Below are 14,418 nucleotides of genomic sequence, written 5' to 3'. Positions count from 1 at the left end.
GTCGGCCGGGATGTAACCCGGCCGGAAGGGCTGCCGCTCCCGAGCGGCACGCGCCTCTTTACCGGCGCCGGCGGCGGGTGCAACATGCCGGCCGGCCGCTCGGACCCGAGGACGGCGCCATGATGGATGACATCGCCGCGGTGCGGCGGGCCTATGCCGAAGATCTGCGGCGCCGGGCGGTTCTCCGTTCGGAGGCGCTGGTTGACGCCTTCGCCACGGTCCCGCGCGAGCGCTTCGCCGGGCCGCCACCCTGGCGGATCAAGGATCCCTCCGCCTATACCGAGTTCTGGACGACGACCGGCCCCGATCCGCGCCTGCTGTACCAGGACGTGCTGGTCTCGCTCGACCGGATGCGCGGCATCAACAATGGCCAGCCGAGCCTGTGGGCGCAGGTCTTCGACCGGCTCGAGCTGCGGCCCGGCATGACGATCGTGCATCTCGGCTGCGGCACGGGCTATTACACCGCCATCCTCGCCGAGGTCGTGGGGCCGTCGGCCTCGATCACGGCGATCGAGATCGAGCCGGACCTGGCGGCGCTGGCCCGCGACGCGCTCGCGGCCTGGCCGCAGGTGCGGGTGGTCGCCGGCGACGGGGCGCAGATGGCGCTGCCGCGCGCCGACCTCGTCGTCGCCAGCGCCGGCGCCACCCATCCGCTGGCGCTCTGGCTCGATGCGCTGCGGCCGGGCGGGCAGCTGCTCTTTCCAATGACGTCGTCCCATGGACCGGGAGCGATGCTGCTCGTCACGCGGCAGGCGGAGGGTTATGCGGCCGAGTTCCTCTGCGGCGCCGCCTTCATCCCCTTTGTCGGCGCGCGCGACGAGAGCGTCAGCCGTCGTCTCGCCGCCGCCCTGTCGCGGGATGGGGGCGATGCCGTCCGCTCGCTGCGCCGCGACGAGCACCGGGCCGACGCCTCGTGCTGGCTGCATGGCGACCGCTGGTGCCTGTCGCGGCTGGAGCCGGGCCCGGTCGACCCGACCGGGTGAGCGGTTGCGCCCCTGTGGGGCCGGCAGCGGCTACCGTGCCGTCCAGCCGCCATCGACGAGGATCGTCTGGCCGGTGATCATCGAGGCGGCGTCGGAGGCGAGGAAGACGACGACGCCCGAGACCTCCTTCGGCTCGCCGATCCGGTGCAGCGCGGCGATGCGCTCGATGACGTCGGCGTGGAAGGCGGGGTCGGACAGCATCCCGGCGGTGCCGTCGGTGCGGATGAAGGTCGGCGCCACGCAGTTGACGCGGACATTGTGCTTGCCCCATTCGACCGCGAAGCACTTGGTCATGTGGCCGACCGCCGCCTTGCTCAGGCAGTAGATCGCCTCGCCCGGCAGCGCGATCGAGCCGGCCTGCGAGCCCATGTTGACGATCACGCCGGATTTCCGCGCGATCATGTGGCGGCCGGCATGCTGCGACAGGAAGAAGGTCGATTTCACGTTCAGATTGATCGTGAAGTCGAACTCGTCTTCGGGAAAGTCCTCGACCGGGCCTTCCGTGCCGCCGCCGGCATTGTTGACCAGGATGTCGAGATGGCCGAACCGGGCGATCGCCGTGTCGATGGCGGAGCAGGCCTGCTTGAGGTCGAGCACGTCCATCGGCAGCGCCAGCGCCCGCCGGCCCATCGCCTCGATTTCCGTGACCAGCCCGCCATCGGAGGCGGCATCGCGCAGTCCGAGCGCCACGTCGGCCCCGGCGGCGGCGAGCGCCAGCGCCGTGGCGCGGCCCAGCCCGCGCGCGGCGCCGGTGACGAGGGCCGTGCGGCCGGTGAGATCGAAGCTCGGCAGATCGGTCATGATGGTCCCCTCCCAGGGATTTTCTGGTTTTCGCCGAGGATAGAGGAGGGGCGGACGCTTGTCTGTCGCCGGTTGCGACGGGCGGACGGCGGCGGACGCGTCGTCCTAGAGCTTCAGTTCCGCGAGGGCGCGGAGGAAGGGCTGCGCCGACGCCTGGATCGGGCCGTCGAACGGGTTGGCCATGTCGAGGATCAACAGGACCGCGCCGGACAGAAGCAGCGACGCGACGACGAAGCTGGCCCTGACCAGCCCGTTTCGCGGCGCGCAATATCCGAGGCTTGCCATGGTCATGCTGAGCCAGAGCACGAGCGAGGCGACCAGCGGAAGGGGGATGACCGCTTCCGGGCGATGGATCAGCTCCCAGCGGTTCCGCAGCATTGTGTCGAGATGGGCCCTGGCCTGGTCGCGGTCGGCGGTCCAGGCGGGATCGCGCGGCGGCAGCGACAGAAGCCGGGCGCGGATGTCGCGGAGCGTGGCCTCGGCCGTCCGGTTTTCGCCCGGCAGCGCGGCCCGCTCGACCTCGCGCGAGCCGACGATCGTCGCGACATATCCGGCCAGTTCGGTCCGCATCGCGGCGGCATCCTGGCCGAGGCCCCGCAAGGCGTGGTCCAGCAGGATGATCTCGGTCGCATAGGCGTGAACCGCCTTGTCGGCGTCGCCGAAATTGCTGTTCGCCGAGCCGACCATGAAGCCGAGCACGAGGGAACTCAGCATGCCGAAGAGGTTGGCGACGAGCCGGACGGTCCGGAGCGTCTCGTCCTCGCGCCAGGAGGGCGGCAGGTGGTGATAGGCGTGCAGGGTGCCGAGCGACGCGACGCAGAGGCAGGCGAATGTCAGGAGAGCGACCGTCATCTCATAGGACAGCCCGAAAGCAGCCGACACGCTTGCCTCCCCCGCACCACATCCGACGACAGCCTAACAGTCGCCCAAAACCAAGAAAAGCGCTTCCGCGGCCTTTCGCGGGCATCGCGGGCCGGCCGGACGGCGGACGCGGCGCGATCAGATATAGGAAAATAATCCTTGACAGCGTGACGCTGTTCGGATAGGGTTCAGCCATCGTCCAAGAGTTGCGTCCGGCGGGGGAAGATTTCCGGTCGTGCCCCTTCTTCGCAGGTCTCGCGGGCCGCCTCATCCGTTCGGCGTGCCGCGTTTCTGCCATTCCCCTCACCGAGGCGAGGAAGAATGCCCGAACTCACCCTCGATCAGTGGGCGGCGATCCGCGTCGTCTACGAGACCTCGGCGCTGCCGCTGCGGGAGATCGCGGCGGCGCATGGCGTCAGCCATGTCTCGGTGACGAAGCAGGCGGAGCGGCATGGCTGGCTCCGGCCGGGCGAGGCGCCGCCGCTGCCGGACGAGGCGGCCGAGGAAAAGCTGGTGGCGCGGCTCTACCGCACCTTCGAGCGCCAGGTCGCCGAGCTGGAGCTGCGTTTCGCGAATGGCGAGGGCGGCGTCGACGAGAAGGACGCCCGCACGCTCTCCGTCCTTGCCCGGACGCTGGAGACTCTGGCGAAGCTGAGGGGAGGCACGGAGGATGACGGCGACGGAGCAGGCATCGACATCGCCGCTCTCCGGGCGCGCCTTCAGGAACGCCTGGAACGACTCGGCGCGACGGGGCCTGCGGCCGACGCGGCTGCTGGCGGCGCTGCGGCCGGCTGAACTCGAGGCCTTCCAGTATGATTGGGATTTCTGGGCCCGTGACGACCAGTTTCCGCCCGAGGGCGACTGGCTCACCTGGCTGATGATCGGCGGGCGCGGCGCCGGCAAGACGCGCGCCGGCGCCGAATGGATCCGCGGCCTCGCAGGCGGCCGCCCCGGTTTCGCGAAAACGCCGGTCGGACGGATCGCGCTCATCGGCGAGACCTTCGCCGATGTCCGCGACGTGATGGTCGAGGGCGTTTCCGGCCTGCTCGCGGTGCATCCGCGCGCCGAGCGGCCCAACTGGCAGCCCTCGCGCCGGCGGCTCGAATGGCCGAACGGCGCGGTGGCGCTCTGCTTTTCGTCGGAGGATCCCGAGAGCCTGCGCGGACCGCAATTCGAGGCGGCCTGGGCGGACGAGCTCGGCAAGTGGCGCTATCCGGAGGCGTGCTGGGACATGCTGCAGTTCGGTCTCCGCGTCGGCGCGCTGCCGCGCCAGCTGGTGACGACGACGCCGCGCCCGATCCCGCTGCTGAAGCGCCTGCTTCAGGCCGAGCGAAGCGTCGTCACCCGGGCCGGCACTTCCGCCAACCTCGCCAACCTGGCGCCGGGCTTTCTGGAACGCGTCGTCGGGCGCTATCGCGGCACGCGGCTCGGCCGGCAGGAGATCGACGGCGAGTGGATCGAGGATCGCGCCGATGCGCTGTGGAGCCGCGACGACATCGAGCGGCAGCGCGTGGAGAAGGCGCCGGAACTGGTCCGCATCGCCGTCGCGGTCGACCCGCCCGCCTCCAGGCGGAAGGGAGCGGACGCCTGCGGCATCGTCGCCTGCGGCCTCGCGGCGGACGGCGTCGCCTATGTTCTGGCCGATCGCAGCCTCGCCGAGGTGAAGCCGGCCGCCTGGGCCGCCGCCGCGGTCGGGCTGTTTCGCGCGCTCGACGCGGATCTGCTCGTCGCCGAGGTCAACCAGGGCGGCGACATGGTGGCGAGCGTGATCAACGAGGTCGATCCCGGCGTGCCGGTGACGGCGGTCCGGGCGACGCGCGGCAAATATCTGCGGGCCGAGCCGGTGGCGGCGCTCTATGCGCAGGGCCGGGTGCGCCATGCCGGGACGTTTCCGGCGCTGGAGGACGAGATGGCGGATTTCGGCCCGGAAGGCCTGGCGAACGGCAGATCGCCGGACCGGCTCGACGCGCTGGTCTGGGCGCTTTCGGCGCTGATGCTGCGGGCGCCGGGCGAACCGCGCATCCGCGCCATGTAGCGCTTCACGCTCCCGAGCGGACGATCACAGGTTGCCTTGTGATGCGAATCCCCGGATGCATCGGTCTGTAGTCGAGCCTTACGATCGGCCCCGCAAGGCGGCGTTCGGCCCGGCAGTCTGGGCGGACGGAGCGGGGCGCATTCGATGGAGCCGATGAACCACTTGTCGTTGCTGGTGCTGTTTGGCGTGTTCGTCGGCTTCGGCCTGTTCTTCTATGGTGTCGGCCGGCTGGCGCTCTATGGCCTGTCGCGACACGCCGTCCGCGACAGCCTCTCGATACCGCAGGCCGCCTTTCTGGGTACCATCGCCACCGCCTGGGCCCTGTCGCTCGGCTTCATCGCCGCCGACATCTGGACCGTCAACGCCCGGGCCGATCATGCGACGAGCCTCGAACGCTCGGCGATCACCCATATGCTGCGCAGCGCCGAGCCGGACGTGCTCGATTCCGCGCCGCTGGCCGCGAGCGTCGAGGCCTACCGCAAGCAGGTCGCGGCGCGCGAATGGCTGCAGGGCAAGAACACAGCGCCGGACCCCGAGGTCGAGGCGGTACTGCGCGACATTACCGGCGAGATCGCCCGGCTGGCGCGCGGCGACAAGCCGTCCGTGCTGCTCTCGCAGACCGTGCACGATTTCAACGATCTGCAGGACGCGCGCAATTTGCGCCTCGCCGTCGGCAACACGTCGATCGACTATTACAAGTGGTATCTGGTGATCTTCCTGACGCTGCTGACCGCGATCACCATCGCCGCCACCCACGCCGACCGGCCGCGCGCCGCGAAGCGCGCGATTGCGATCTATGCGATCACGGCATCGATCAGCCTCTGGATCCTGGCCATCCACGCCAATCCCTATGACGGGCTGGAAGAGCTGCACCCGTCACTGCTCTACACCAACCACAAGAACCTCGATCTCGCCTTCGACGCGCCCTAGGCGAGGGGCGAGGGGATCGGTTCGGTGGTGTCGTCCGCGCCGGACGAGGCCGGCGCCGCTCCCGATGGCGGGGCGCCCGAATTGGCTTGTTGCCGCGCCGCGACGACCCGGTTCCGGCCGCCGCGCTTGGCCTCGTAGAGCGCCCGATCGGCCTCGGCGAGGACGCGATCGATGTTGGCATGGTCGCGGCCGCCGGGCGCGAGGCCCGCGCTCACGGTGCAGTCGAGGCGGGTCGCGCCGCGGACCCGGGCGATGAAGCGGGCGCGAACATCCTCGGCCCGGCGCAGGGCCTGGTCCATTGTCGTATCGCGCAGGATGAGGGCGAATTCCTCGCCGCCGATGCGGGCGGCGGAGGCGTCGGCGGGGAGGTCCTGCAGCAGGGTCTCGGCGAACAGGGTGATGACGCGGTCGCCCATGGCGTGGCCGTGCGTGTCGTTGATCGCCTTGAATTCGTCGATGTCGAACAGCACGGCGACGCCGGAAGGCGGCAAGCCGTTTTCGAGGGTTTCGAAAAGCGCGCGCCGGTTCAGCAGCCCGGTCAGCGGATCGGTCAGTGCCTCGCGCCGGTGCGCCTGGGTCGTGCGGATCTGGCTCAGCGCCATCGTCATGGCGCCGAGCGCCGGGATCGCGCCGATGATGAGCATGAGCGACAGATCCTGCGCCCAGTTGCGCGGCGGGCCGGCGACGATGAGGCCGTCCCAGGTCAGCACCAGCAGCGCGCGCGGCAAGAAGGATAGTCCGACGAGGAAGTACAGGACGGCGATGCCGATGGCGGTCATCGGGGCTTCCGTGCGCGCGCGCCAGAACTCGTAGGCCACCAGGTACAGCAGGATCGCCGAGGCGATATAGCTGACGGAATAGGCGAGACCGTTATAGCCGGCGAGCAGCGACAGCAGCAGCGGCACCACCGATGCGACGGTCGCGACGGCGATCCGGCGCGAGGGCGAGGTGCCGAGCCGGAACTGGGCCGCGCTGCCATAGAGATAGGCTTCGCCTGCCAGCAGAAGGCCAAGGCCCAGGCTCTGCGCCCACAGGGAAGGGCTGATGCTGTCGATCGTCGAGAAGCCGACGCTGACGGCAATCAACAGCGCGCCGGCGGCGCAACTGAACAGGAAGCCGTCCCGCCGCGTCGTCTTCCAGGCCGCTAGCAGGATCGCCGCCAGGAATGCCGTCGAGAAACCAATGGCGACCAGGAGCGAGGCAAAATCGAGCACCGGTTCGTCCTTCCGGGTCCGCCGGACCAGGGCCAAGAGTGGCGCCTGCGGGCGGGCGTGCAGCTGTCGCAAGGGTCGCCGGAGCTTCGATCGCCGCCTTGCTCGTAAAAAGTGCGCCACTTAGTCCCGCTTGTGGCCCGGAACGCAAGGAAAACTACGCCATGACCTTGCGGCAAGGTGAACAACGCCCTGCGCAAGCGTCCTGCCCGATGGGAGAAGCCCGTGAGACAGAATTTTCTTCTCCGCCTGTTCGGCGGTCGCGATGCCGCGCCCGAGCACCTCGTATCGGAGACCAAGGCGTCACGGACCGGCGCGCTGATCGCCCTGCAGGGGCAGGGACGGCCCGCCTGGTCCGCGCGCGACCCGGCGACGCTCGCCCGCGAGGGCTTCATGAAGAACGCCATCGTCTATCGCGCCGTGACGATGATCGCCGAAGCGGCCGCCTCGGTGCCGCTTCTTCTCTACGAGGGTGACGCCGAGCGGCCGGAGCATCCGCTGCTCGCGCTTCTGGCGCGGCCGAACGCGCGGCAATCGGGCGGCGACTGGCTCGCCGGCCTCTATGGCAATCTGCTCGTCTCGGGCAACGCCTATGCCGAGCTGGTTCAGCTCGGCGGCAGCCCGGCCGAACTGCATGCGCTCCGGCCCGACCGGATGAAGGTGGTGCCGGGGCCGGATGGCTGGCCGGAGGCCTATGAATACACTGTCGCCGGCCGGTCGGTGCGCTTTCCCGTCGAGGACGGCCTGTCGCCGATCCTGCATCTGCGCACCTATCATCCGCTCGACGACCACTACGGCTTCGCGCCGCTCGAGGCGGCGGCCATCGCGCTCGACCTGCACAACGCCGCCGGCTCGTGGAACAAGGCGCTGCTCGACAACGCGGCCCGGCCCTCCGGGGCGCTGGTTTATAAGGGCGAGGGCGGCGCCAGCCTTTCGCAGGAGCAGTTCGAGCGGCTGAAGCGCGAGCTGGAGGCGAACTATACCGGCGCGGTCAATGCGGGGCGGCCGCTCTTGCTCGAGGGCGGGCTCGACTGGACGTCGATGGCGCTCACGCCGCACGACATGGATTTCATGGAGGCGAAGAACGGCGCGGCGCGCGAGATCGCGCTCGCCTTCGGCGTGCCGCCCATGCTGCTCGGCATTCCGGGCGACAACACCTATGCGAACTACGCCGAGGCCAACCGCGTGTTCTGGCGCCAGACCGTGCTGCCGCTGGTCGGCCGCACAGCCGAGGCGATCGCCGCCTGGCTCGGCCCGCATTATCCGGGCGCGCTGCGTCTCGGCTTCGACACCGATGCCGTCGACGCGCTCTCGACCGAGCGCGCCGCGCTCTGGGCGAGGGTCGGCACGGCCGACTTCCTCTCCCGCGACGAGAAGCGGCAGGCAGTGGGATACGGGGTGGGGCGGGCTCTCGAAGAGGGAGAAGAGGGGTGGACGACCTGACCCGCATCTTCGCCAGCCGTGGCGACCTGGCGCATCTGGCGCTGTTCCTCTGGGCGTCCGGCGCCAGCGCGCTGCTGGTCTGGGCGCTCCGCGAACTCGCCAGCTCCAACCGCCGCTTCAACGACTTCGTCGCCGAGATCGCGCGGCTGAATCGCTTCTTCAACGACCGTCGCTAAGGGATTCCTAGGATTCGGGATTTCGGGCTCCGTCGGAGCGGCCTTCTTCCTCTCGTGGGTGTCAGGCCGTCGCCACACGCGCCACCGTCATCCCTGCGCAAGCAGGGATCCATGCCGCTCGCGGGCACCGATCCCCGAAGCCTTGCCTGCATGAATATGGATCCCTGCTTGCGCAGGGATGACGGCGAGCTGAATGGATAGGCCGTGCCTGCAGGCTCTCTGGTGAGGAACCTCCGCCCCTCTCAGTCCGACGTCGCCCTCCGCCGTCATCCTCGCGGAGGCGAGGATCCATGCAGCCCGGGCGTTCGACGCGAACCTACCGACACGGCCGCCGAGTGGATCCCGGGGCAAGCCCGGGATGACGGTGAGCGTGCTGCAAAACGTGGAATGCAAACCGGAGAACATGCCGACATGACAGTCCTCCTGAACCGCATGCTGCGACGCCTTGGCCCGGATCATCGGCAGGTGTTCCGCGATTTCATCGGTGCGCTGGAGCGCCTGATGTCGCGTGGCTAGCTTCTCGGCCGCGCCAGCCAGTCGCGCCAGAGTTCGTCGACCGTCCGCAGCCGGGCGGCGATGGCCTCGGGCGTCGCCGTGTCCTGCGTATGCGCGCCATAGCGTGGATCGTCGGCCGGCGTGACGATCACCGGCGCGGCGCCGAACTGGTCGGCGGTCAGGTCGATGAGCGCGAAACCGCCGCCTGAATCGACGCCTGAGCCGTCCACCCCAACCCGTTGATCCGACTCCTCATCTTCCACGCGGCCTCGCCCGCGAAGGAGACCGCATGGCCATCACCCAGCCTCCCGCGCTCGAGACCAAGTTCGCCGCCGCCGATCTCTCCGGCATCGACGGCGAGGGCGTCTTTTCCGGCTATGCCAGCCTGTTCGGCACGGCCGACCTCTCCGGCGACCTGGTCATGCCGGGCGCGTTCTCCCGCTCGCTGGCGCGGCGCGGTGCCGGCGGCATCCGCATGCTCTACCAGCACGATCCGGCCGAGCCGATCGGGGTCTGGACCGAGATCCGCGAGGACGCGCGCGGCCTCTTCGTGCGCGGCCGTCTCATGGCCGACGTGGCGCGCGGCCGCGAGGTGGCGAGTTTGATGCGCGCCGGCGCGCTCGACGGGCTCTCGATCGGCTTCAAGACCGTGAAGGCGCGCCCCGACCGGGCGGCCGGCATCCGCCGCCTCACCGAGATCGACCTCTGGGAGATCTCCGTCGTCACCTTCCCGATGCAGCCCGACGCCCGCGTCTCGAGCGTCAAGACCACTGGCCTCGCGGCGAAAATGCGCCGGGCGGCCCGTTCCCTCAACCCGACCAGCCCCTCCCACCATTCGAGGACCAGCCGATGACCGAGACCCTTCCTGCCGCACCCGAGGCGAAGGCAGCCGAGGGCGGCGACGTTTCCGCCGCCTTCGACGACTTCATGCGCGCCTTCGAGGCGTTCAAGGACACGAATGACGAGCGGCTCGTCGAGATCGAGACCAAGCTCTCCGCCGACGTGGTGACGACGGAGAAGCTCGACCGCATCAACAAGGCGCTGGACGAGCTGACGCTGAAGGGCCGCCGGCCGCCGCTTTCCGCCGAGCGCGCGACGGCGCGCCCGTCCGAGCACAAGCAGGCCTTCGAGGGCTATGTGCGCGGCGGCGACGAGGACGGCTATCGCAAACTCGAGCAGAAGGCGCTGTCGGCCGGCTCGAACGCCGATGGCGGCTATCTCGTGCCGGTCGAGACGGAGACCGAGATCGGCAGGCGCCTCGCCGCGCTCTCGCCGATCCGCGCCATCGCCGATGTCCGCCAGGTCTCGACCGGCACCTATCGCAAACCCTTCATGACGGCGGGGCCGGCGGTCGGCTGGGTGGCGGAGACCGGCGCGCGCTCGCAGACCACGTCGCCGGCCATCGCCGCGCTCGATTTCCCGGCCATGGAGCTCTACGCCATGCCGGCGGCGACGGCGGCCCTGCTCGACGACTCGGCCGTCAACATCGACGACTGGATCGCCGCCGAGGTCGAGAGCGCCTTCGCCGCGCAGGAGGGCACCGCCTTCGTATCCGGCGACGGCACCAACAAGCCGAAGGGCTTCCTCGGCTATTCGACCGTCGCCGAGGCGAGCTGGGAATGGGGCAAGATCGGTTATGTCGTCACCGGTGCGTCCGGCGCGCTGCCGTCCTCCCATCCATCCGACGTGCTGGTCGACCTGATCTACACGCTGAAGGCAGGCTATCGCGCCAATGCCCGCTTCGTGCTGAACCGCCGCACCCAGGCGGCGATCCGCAAGCTGAAGGATGCCGATGGCCATTATCTCTGGCAGCCGGCGGCGGTGGCGGGCGGCGAGGCGTCGCTGCTGGGTTTCCCGGTCACCGAGGCCGAGGACATGCCCGATATCGGCGCCAATGCGCTGGCGCTCGCCTTCGGTGATTTTCGCCGCGGCTATCTGGTCGTTGACCGTCTCGGCGTCCGCGTGCTGCGCGATCCCTATTCCGCCAAGCCCTATGTCCTCTTCTACACCACCAAGCGCGTCGGCGGCGGCGTCCAGGATTTTGATGCCATCAAGCTGCTGAAGTTCGGCACGAGCTAGCGGGCGTGCCTCCATTTCTCCCTCCCCCCTGTGGGGAGGGGCGGGGTGGGGGTACCGGCGCCGATCCATCCGGTCCGCAACGTGCCCGTCCTGCGACCTGGCAGGTGGTACCCCCTCCCTAACCCTCCCCACAAGGGGGAGGGAACAAGCCAGCCTTCGGCCGGTCCCGGTCTCCCTCCCGCCGGGAGCGGCCCGGAGCGGCGCCGGCCTCGCGCCGGTGCCGCTCCGCCCTCATCCATCTTTCGCAGGAGCGCCCTCATGACCGCAGCGCTGATTTCCGGGCCGGCGACGGAGCCGGTGTCGCTCGCCGATGCCAAGGCGCATCTGCGCGTCGACGGCACGGCCGAGGACGAGCTGATCGCCGCCGCCATCGTCGCGGCGCGCACCCATGTCGAGAGCACGACGCGGCGCAAGCTGATCGCGCAATCCTGGCGCGTCTATCTCGACGAATGGCCGTCCGGCCGGGCGATCGAGCTGCCGATCCTGCCCCTGATCTCGGTCGAGAGCGTCACGCTCTACGACATTGTCGGCGCGGCGCATGTGCTGGATCCCGACGATTACCGCGTCGACGCCGCCCGCCAGCCGCCGCGCATCGTGGCGAAGCTGAAGCCGGCGGTCGCGCTTTATGACAACGGCATCGAGATTGATGTGACGGCCGGCTATGGCGTCACCAGCCTCGCCGTGCCGGCGCCGCTGCGCCAGGCGGTGATGATGCTGGTCGCGCACTGGTACGAGCATCGCGGCGCGGTCGGCTTCGACCAGGCCGGCGATGTCGCGCCGCTCGGCTTCGAGGCGCTGGTCGCGCCCTACCGGGTGCGTTCGCTGTGAGCGGCTTCGATCCCGGCCAGCTTTCGAGCCGCGTCGTCCTCGAACGGCCGGTCCGGGCGGCGGACGGCGCCGGCGGCGCCACCGTCGACTGGGTCGAGGTCGCGACCCTCTGGGCGCGGATCGAACCCGTCGCGGCCGGCGAGCGCTTCGCCGCCGACCGTCTCGCGACCCGCGTCAGCCACCGGATCACGCTCCGCTTCCGGGCCGATGTCGCGGGCGGCATGCGAATCCGCCATCGCGGCCGCGTGCTCGCCGTCGTCGCCTGGCGCGACCCGGACGAGCAGCGGCGCTTTCTCGTTCTCGACGCCGAGGAGGTACGGGCATGAACGCGCGGGCTCTGACCGGCGCGGCGCTCGCCGCGGCGCTGCGAAAGGCGGCGATTCCGGCGATCTCGGGGGCGCTGGAGCGGAATGCTGAAAGGCTGCGGGTCGCGGTTGCCGATACCGGGGAGGGCCTCGGTCGGCCCTCTCCCCCCTTGTGGGGGAGAGTTGGAGAGGGGGGTACCAGCTCCGCGCTACGAGCTGGACCTCCCGACATCGGCGCCGGTACCCCTCACCCTGACCCTCTCCCACAAGGGGAGAGGGAAACGGAGCGCTTTCCCGCTGCGCTGCGCGTGTCGGGGAGCCTCTCCCTCGACGTCACGCTCGCCGGCGAAACCCTGTTCGGCCGCGAGTTCGGCGCGTTCGACGCAGCCGCCGATCCTGTTCTCGCGCCCGCGATCGAGCGCCTGCGGAGGAGATCCCGATGATCGCAGCCCTCGACCTGCAGGCGGCGATCGTCGCCGCGCTCGCCGCCGATCTCAACCTCGCCGCGCTGGTCGGCGACCGCATCCATGACGGCGCGCCGCGCGCCATGGAATTTCCGGCCGTCACCTTCGGCGAGGCCTGGCAATCCGACTGGTCGAGTGACAACGAGCCGGGCGGCGATGTCAGGTTGACGCTGCATGTCTGGTCGCGCGCGATCGGCAAGCGCGAAGCCTGGACGATCATCGGCCATCTGATGCGCCGGCTGCACGACGCGCCGCTCGTCCTCGAGGACAGCGCGCTGGTGCTCGTCCGCGTCGCCTTCGCCGAGGTCCGCCTCGACCCGGACGGCCAGACCGAGCATGGCGTCGTCCGTGTTGCGGCGCTCATCGAGAACTAGCCGCAGTCAATTCCGAACGGCCCGACGGCCGCATCGAAAGGACCCGCCATGACCGCGCAGAAGGGCAGGGATCTGCTCCTGAAGATCGACACCTCCGGCTCCGGCGATTTCGCCACCGTGGCCGGGCTCCGCGCGCGGCGCTTCGCGCTCAACGCCGAGACGGTCGACACCACCGACGCGGATTCCGCCGGGCGCTGGCGCGAACTGCTCGCCGGCGCCGGCGTCCGGCGCGCCAGCGTCTCCGGCTCCGGCATTTTTCGTGATGCAACGACGGACGGGGCGATGCGCAGCCTGTTCTTCGACGGCGCGATCCGCGATTTCCAGCTGATCGTGCCGGATTTCGGCACGCTTGCCGGGCCGTTCCAGCTCACCGCGCTCGACTATGCCGGCGAGCATGACGGCGCCGTCACCTACGAGATCGCGCTGGAATCGGCAGGTCTCGTCAGCTTCACGGCGGCTGCGTGATGGCGAACCGGCATCGCGGCGAGATCGAGGCCCAGCTGGACGGCACGAGGCACACGCTGTGCCTGACGCTCGGCGCGCTGGCGGAACTGGAGGCTTCCTTCGGCGCGGAGGATCTTTCCGCGCTCGCCGCCCGCTTCGGCGAGGGCCGGCTGTCGGCGCGCGACGCGATCCGCATCCTCGGCGCCGGCCTGCGCGGGGCGGGCGCGGCGATCGATGACGATCGGGTCGCCGCCATGCGCGCCGAAGGCGGCGCGGCGGGTTTTGCCGGGATCGTCGCGGAACTGCTCGGCGCGACGTTCGGGGGCACGGCATGACGCCGCCGCGCGAGGTCGCCGCCTTCCCTTGGCGCGAGGCGATGGCGGTCGGCTTCGGTCGGCTGCGGCTTTCGAGCCGCGAGTTCTGGGCGCTGACGCCACGCGAGCTCGCCGCCGCGATCGAGGGCCTGACCGGAAGGACGCCCGCGCCGATGGACCGCGCCGCCTTCGACGACCTGGCGCGGCGGTTTCCGGATCGGACGCCCTGACAGCTCTCTGGGGCGCAGCGAAAGGGCCAGCACCGCCATCATCCTGAGGTGCCCGGCAAAGCCGGGCCTCGAAGGAGGGTCCAGTTGGCTCCCTTCGGCGATCCGGAGGGCTGCGGAGTTCGCTGGACCCTCCTTCGAGGCTTCGCTGGCGCGAAGCGCCTCAGTGTCTGGCCCGTAATGTCTAGGTGGTCCTGATCAAGTGTGATTCTCTTTGATTTGCGAAGATCAGGGAGGCTCACAGCATGGTTTGGACCAAGACCACCCGGCGGCAGCATGAGCGTGCGGCGGGGCGCTATGCAAGCGATTTGACGGATACGGAATGGGCGCTGATCCTGCCATTTTTGCCGGCGAAGTCGGCGCTGGGCCGCCCGCCGTCCACGTCGATGCGGGCGGTCGTCAATGCGCTCTTGTATGTGTTGTCGACGGGGTGCCAATGGCGTTCGGT

General features: G+C 70.0%; 19 protein-coding genes. 15 read left to right on the top strand and 4 right to left on the bottom strand.

Annotation, left to right across the window (positions count from 1 at the left end; translation table 11 throughout):
• Positions 1–119: 119 nt before the first annotated feature.
• The gene (locus G539_RS0112945; RefSeq protein WP_156911960.1) at positions 120–983 is read left to right on the top strand and encodes a protein-L-isoaspartate O-methyltransferase family protein; all 864 of its coding nucleotides are present in this window, start codon (positions 120–122) and stop codon (positions 981–983) included.
• 30 nt (positions 984–1,013) lie between these two features.
• On the opposite strand, the gene G539_RS0112940 is transcribed toward G539_RS0112945, so the two are convergent.
• Together G539_RS0112940 and G539_RS0112935 are read right to left on the bottom strand one after the other, a co-directional pair.
• Complete coding sequence (locus G539_RS0112940; protein ID WP_029075576.1) at positions 1,014–1,784, bottom strand: SDR family NAD(P)-dependent oxidoreductase; 771 nt, start codon at positions 1,782–1,784, stop codon at positions 1,014–1,016.
• A gap of 105 nt (positions 1,785–1,889) precedes the next feature.
• Positions 1,890–2,666 (bottom strand): bestrophin-like domain, encoded by a 777-nt coding sequence (locus G539_RS0112935; protein ID WP_156911958.1) that lies wholly within the window; start codon positions 2,664–2,666, stop codon positions 1,890–1,892.
• Between the two features lie 300 nt (positions 2,667–2,966).
• Between G539_RS0112935 and G539_RS0112930 the strand changes: the two genes are divergently transcribed.
• The 3 genes from G539_RS0112930 (at position 2,967) to G539_RS0112920 (ending at position 5,610) form a co-directional block, all read left to right on the top strand.
• Positions 2,967–3,440 (top strand): hypothetical protein, encoded by a 474-nt coding sequence (locus G539_RS0112930; protein ID WP_029075574.1) that lies wholly within the window; start codon positions 2,967–2,969, stop codon positions 3,438–3,440.
• Positions 3,400–4,680, top strand: coding sequence for a DNA-packaging protein (locus tag G539_RS0112925; RefSeq protein WP_210162833.1), 1,281 nt, complete (start codon positions 3,400–3,402; stop codon positions 4,678–4,680). The genes G539_RS0112930 and G539_RS0112925 overlap by 41 nt, the downstream gene beginning before the upstream one ends.
• Positions 4,681–4,833: 153 nt before the next feature.
• Complete coding sequence (locus tag G539_RS0112920; RefSeq protein WP_245576880.1) at positions 4,834–5,610, top strand: bestrophin-like domain; 777 nt, start codon at positions 4,834–4,836, stop codon at positions 5,608–5,610.
• On the opposite strand, the gene G539_RS24675 is transcribed toward G539_RS0112920, so the two are convergent.
• A complete protein-coding gene (locus tag G539_RS24675; protein ID WP_156911957.1) occupies positions 5,607–6,824 on the bottom strand; it encodes a GGDEF domain-containing protein in 1,218 nt (405 codons plus the stop codon). The two genes, G539_RS0112920 and G539_RS24675, sit on opposite strands and share 4 nt — an antisense overlap.
• Positions 6,825–7,046: 222 nt before the next feature.
• Here G539_RS24675 and G539_RS0112910 point away from each other — a divergent pair, with 222 nt between their 5' ends.
• On the top strand, positions 7,047–8,264 hold the full coding sequence (locus tag G539_RS0112910) for a phage portal protein (protein WP_084640101.1): 1,218 nt from the start codon (positions 7,047–7,049) through the stop codon (positions 8,262–8,264).
• Positions 8,252–8,440: a hypothetical protein gene (locus G539_RS0112905; RefSeq protein WP_018184130.1), complete on the top strand. Its 189-nt coding sequence runs from the start codon at positions 8,252–8,254 to the stop codon at positions 8,438–8,440. The genes G539_RS0112910 and G539_RS0112905 overlap by 13 nt, the downstream gene beginning before the upstream one ends.
• 512 nt (positions 8,441–8,952) lie before the next feature.
• Here G539_RS0112905 and G539_RS0112895 read toward each other — a convergent pair.
• Positions 8,953–9,165: a hypothetical protein gene (locus G539_RS0112895; protein WP_029075569.1), complete on the bottom strand. Its 213-nt coding sequence runs from the start codon at positions 9,163–9,165 to the stop codon at positions 8,953–8,955.
• 59 nt (positions 9,166–9,224) lie between these two features.
• Between G539_RS0112895 and G539_RS0112890 the strand changes: the two genes are divergently transcribed.
• The 9 genes from G539_RS0112890 to G539_RS26730 all read left to right on the top strand — a co-directional run.
• On the top strand, positions 9,225–9,788 hold the full coding sequence (locus G539_RS0112890) for an HK97 family phage prohead protease (RefSeq protein ID WP_029075568.1): 564 nt from the start codon (positions 9,225–9,227) through the stop codon (positions 9,786–9,788).
• Complete coding sequence (locus G539_RS0112885; protein ID WP_029075567.1) at positions 9,785–11,014, top strand: phage major capsid protein; 1,230 nt, start codon at positions 9,785–9,787, stop codon at positions 11,012–11,014. Before G539_RS0112890 ends, G539_RS0112885 begins: the two co-directional genes overlap by 4 nt.
• A 258-nt stretch (positions 11,015–11,272) precedes the next feature.
• Positions 11,273–11,842 (top strand): head-tail connector protein, encoded by a 570-nt coding sequence (locus G539_RS0112880; RefSeq protein WP_029075566.1) that lies wholly within the window; start codon positions 11,273–11,275, stop codon positions 11,840–11,842.
• On the top strand, positions 11,839–12,168 hold the full coding sequence (locus G539_RS0112875) for a phage head closure protein (RefSeq protein ID WP_029075565.1): 330 nt from the start codon (positions 11,839–11,841) through the stop codon (positions 12,166–12,168). Before G539_RS0112880 ends, G539_RS0112875 begins: the two co-directional genes overlap by 4 nt.
• A gap of 418 nt (positions 12,169–12,586) precedes the next feature.
• Positions 12,587–12,985, top strand: a complete 399-nt coding sequence (locus G539_RS0112865) for a DUF3168 domain-containing protein (protein WP_029075563.1) — start codon at positions 12,587–12,589, stop codon at positions 12,983–12,985.
• Positions 12,986–13,033: 48 nt separating this feature from the next.
• Positions 13,034–13,450 (top strand): phage major tail protein, TP901-1 family, encoded by a 417-nt coding sequence (locus tag G539_RS0112860; protein WP_029075562.1) that lies wholly within the window; start codon positions 13,034–13,036, stop codon positions 13,448–13,450.
• A complete protein-coding gene (locus tag G539_RS0112855; RefSeq protein ID WP_029075561.1) occupies positions 13,450–13,764 on the top strand; it encodes a gene transfer agent family protein in 315 nt (104 codons plus the stop codon). The genes G539_RS0112860 and G539_RS0112855 overlap by 1 nt, the downstream gene beginning before the upstream one ends.
• Positions 13,761–13,973 (top strand): rcc01693 family protein, encoded by a 213-nt coding sequence (locus tag G539_RS0112850; RefSeq protein ID WP_029075560.1) that lies wholly within the window; start codon positions 13,761–13,763, stop codon positions 13,971–13,973. Before G539_RS0112855 ends, G539_RS0112850 begins: the two co-directional genes overlap by 4 nt.
• Before the next feature lie 242 nt (positions 13,974–14,215).
• The coding region (locus tag G539_RS26730; RefSeq protein WP_156911956.1) for a transposase at positions 14,216–14,418 on the top strand (203 nt) is incomplete at its 3' end.

Origin of the sequence: Kaistia adipata DSM 17808, assembly GCF_000423225.1 — a bacterium.
In the GTDB taxonomy this organism is placed as follows: Bacteria; Pseudomonadota; Alphaproteobacteria; order Rhizobiales; family Kaistiaceae; genus Kaistia; species Kaistia adipata.
Note: the sequence above shows the minus strand (reverse complement) of the source record. Positions and strands in the feature narration are given on the sequence as shown.

What these genes read in the sequence shown, in the direction of transcription:
- G539_RS0112945 (WP_156911960.1), top strand. Translation starts at nt 120, where the DNA reads ATGATGGATGACATCGCCGCGGTGCGGCGGGCCTATGCCGAAGATCTG.
- G539_RS0112940 (WP_029075576.1), bottom strand. Translation starts at nt 1,784, where the DNA reads ATGACCGATCTGCCGAGCTTCGATCTCACCGGCCGCACGGCCCTCGTC.
- G539_RS0112930 (WP_029075574.1), top strand. Translation starts at nt 2,967, where the DNA reads ATGCCCGAACTCACCCTCGATCAGTGGGCGGCGATCCGCGTCGTCTAC.
- G539_RS0112920 (WP_245576880.1), top strand. Translation starts at nt 4,834, where the DNA reads ATGAACCACTTGTCGTTGCTGGTGCTGTTTGGCGTGTTCGTCGGCTTC.
- G539_RS0112890 (WP_029075568.1), top strand. Translation starts at nt 9,225, where the DNA reads ATGGCCATCACCCAGCCTCCCGCGCTCGAGACCAAGTTCGCCGCCGCC.
- G539_RS0112885 (WP_029075567.1), top strand. Translation starts at nt 9,785, where the DNA reads ATGACCGAGACCCTTCCTGCCGCACCCGAGGCGAAGGCAGCCGAGGGC.
- G539_RS0112880 (WP_029075566.1), top strand. Translation starts at nt 11,273, where the DNA reads ATGACCGCAGCGCTGATTTCCGGGCCGGCGACGGAGCCGGTGTCGCTC.
- G539_RS0112865 (WP_029075563.1), top strand. Translation starts at nt 12,587, where the DNA reads ATGATCGCAGCCCTCGACCTGCAGGCGGCGATCGTCGCCGCGCTCGCC.
- G539_RS0112860 (WP_029075562.1), top strand. Translation starts at nt 13,034, where the DNA reads ATGACCGCGCAGAAGGGCAGGGATCTGCTCCTGAAGATCGACACCTCC.
- G539_RS0112855 (WP_029075561.1), top strand. Translation starts at nt 13,450, where the DNA reads ATGGCGAACCGGCATCGCGGCGAGATCGAGGCCCAGCTGGACGGCACG.
- G539_RS0112850 (WP_029075560.1), top strand. Translation starts at nt 13,761, where the DNA reads ATGACGCCGCCGCGCGAGGTCGCCGCCTTCCCTTGGCGCGAGGCGATG.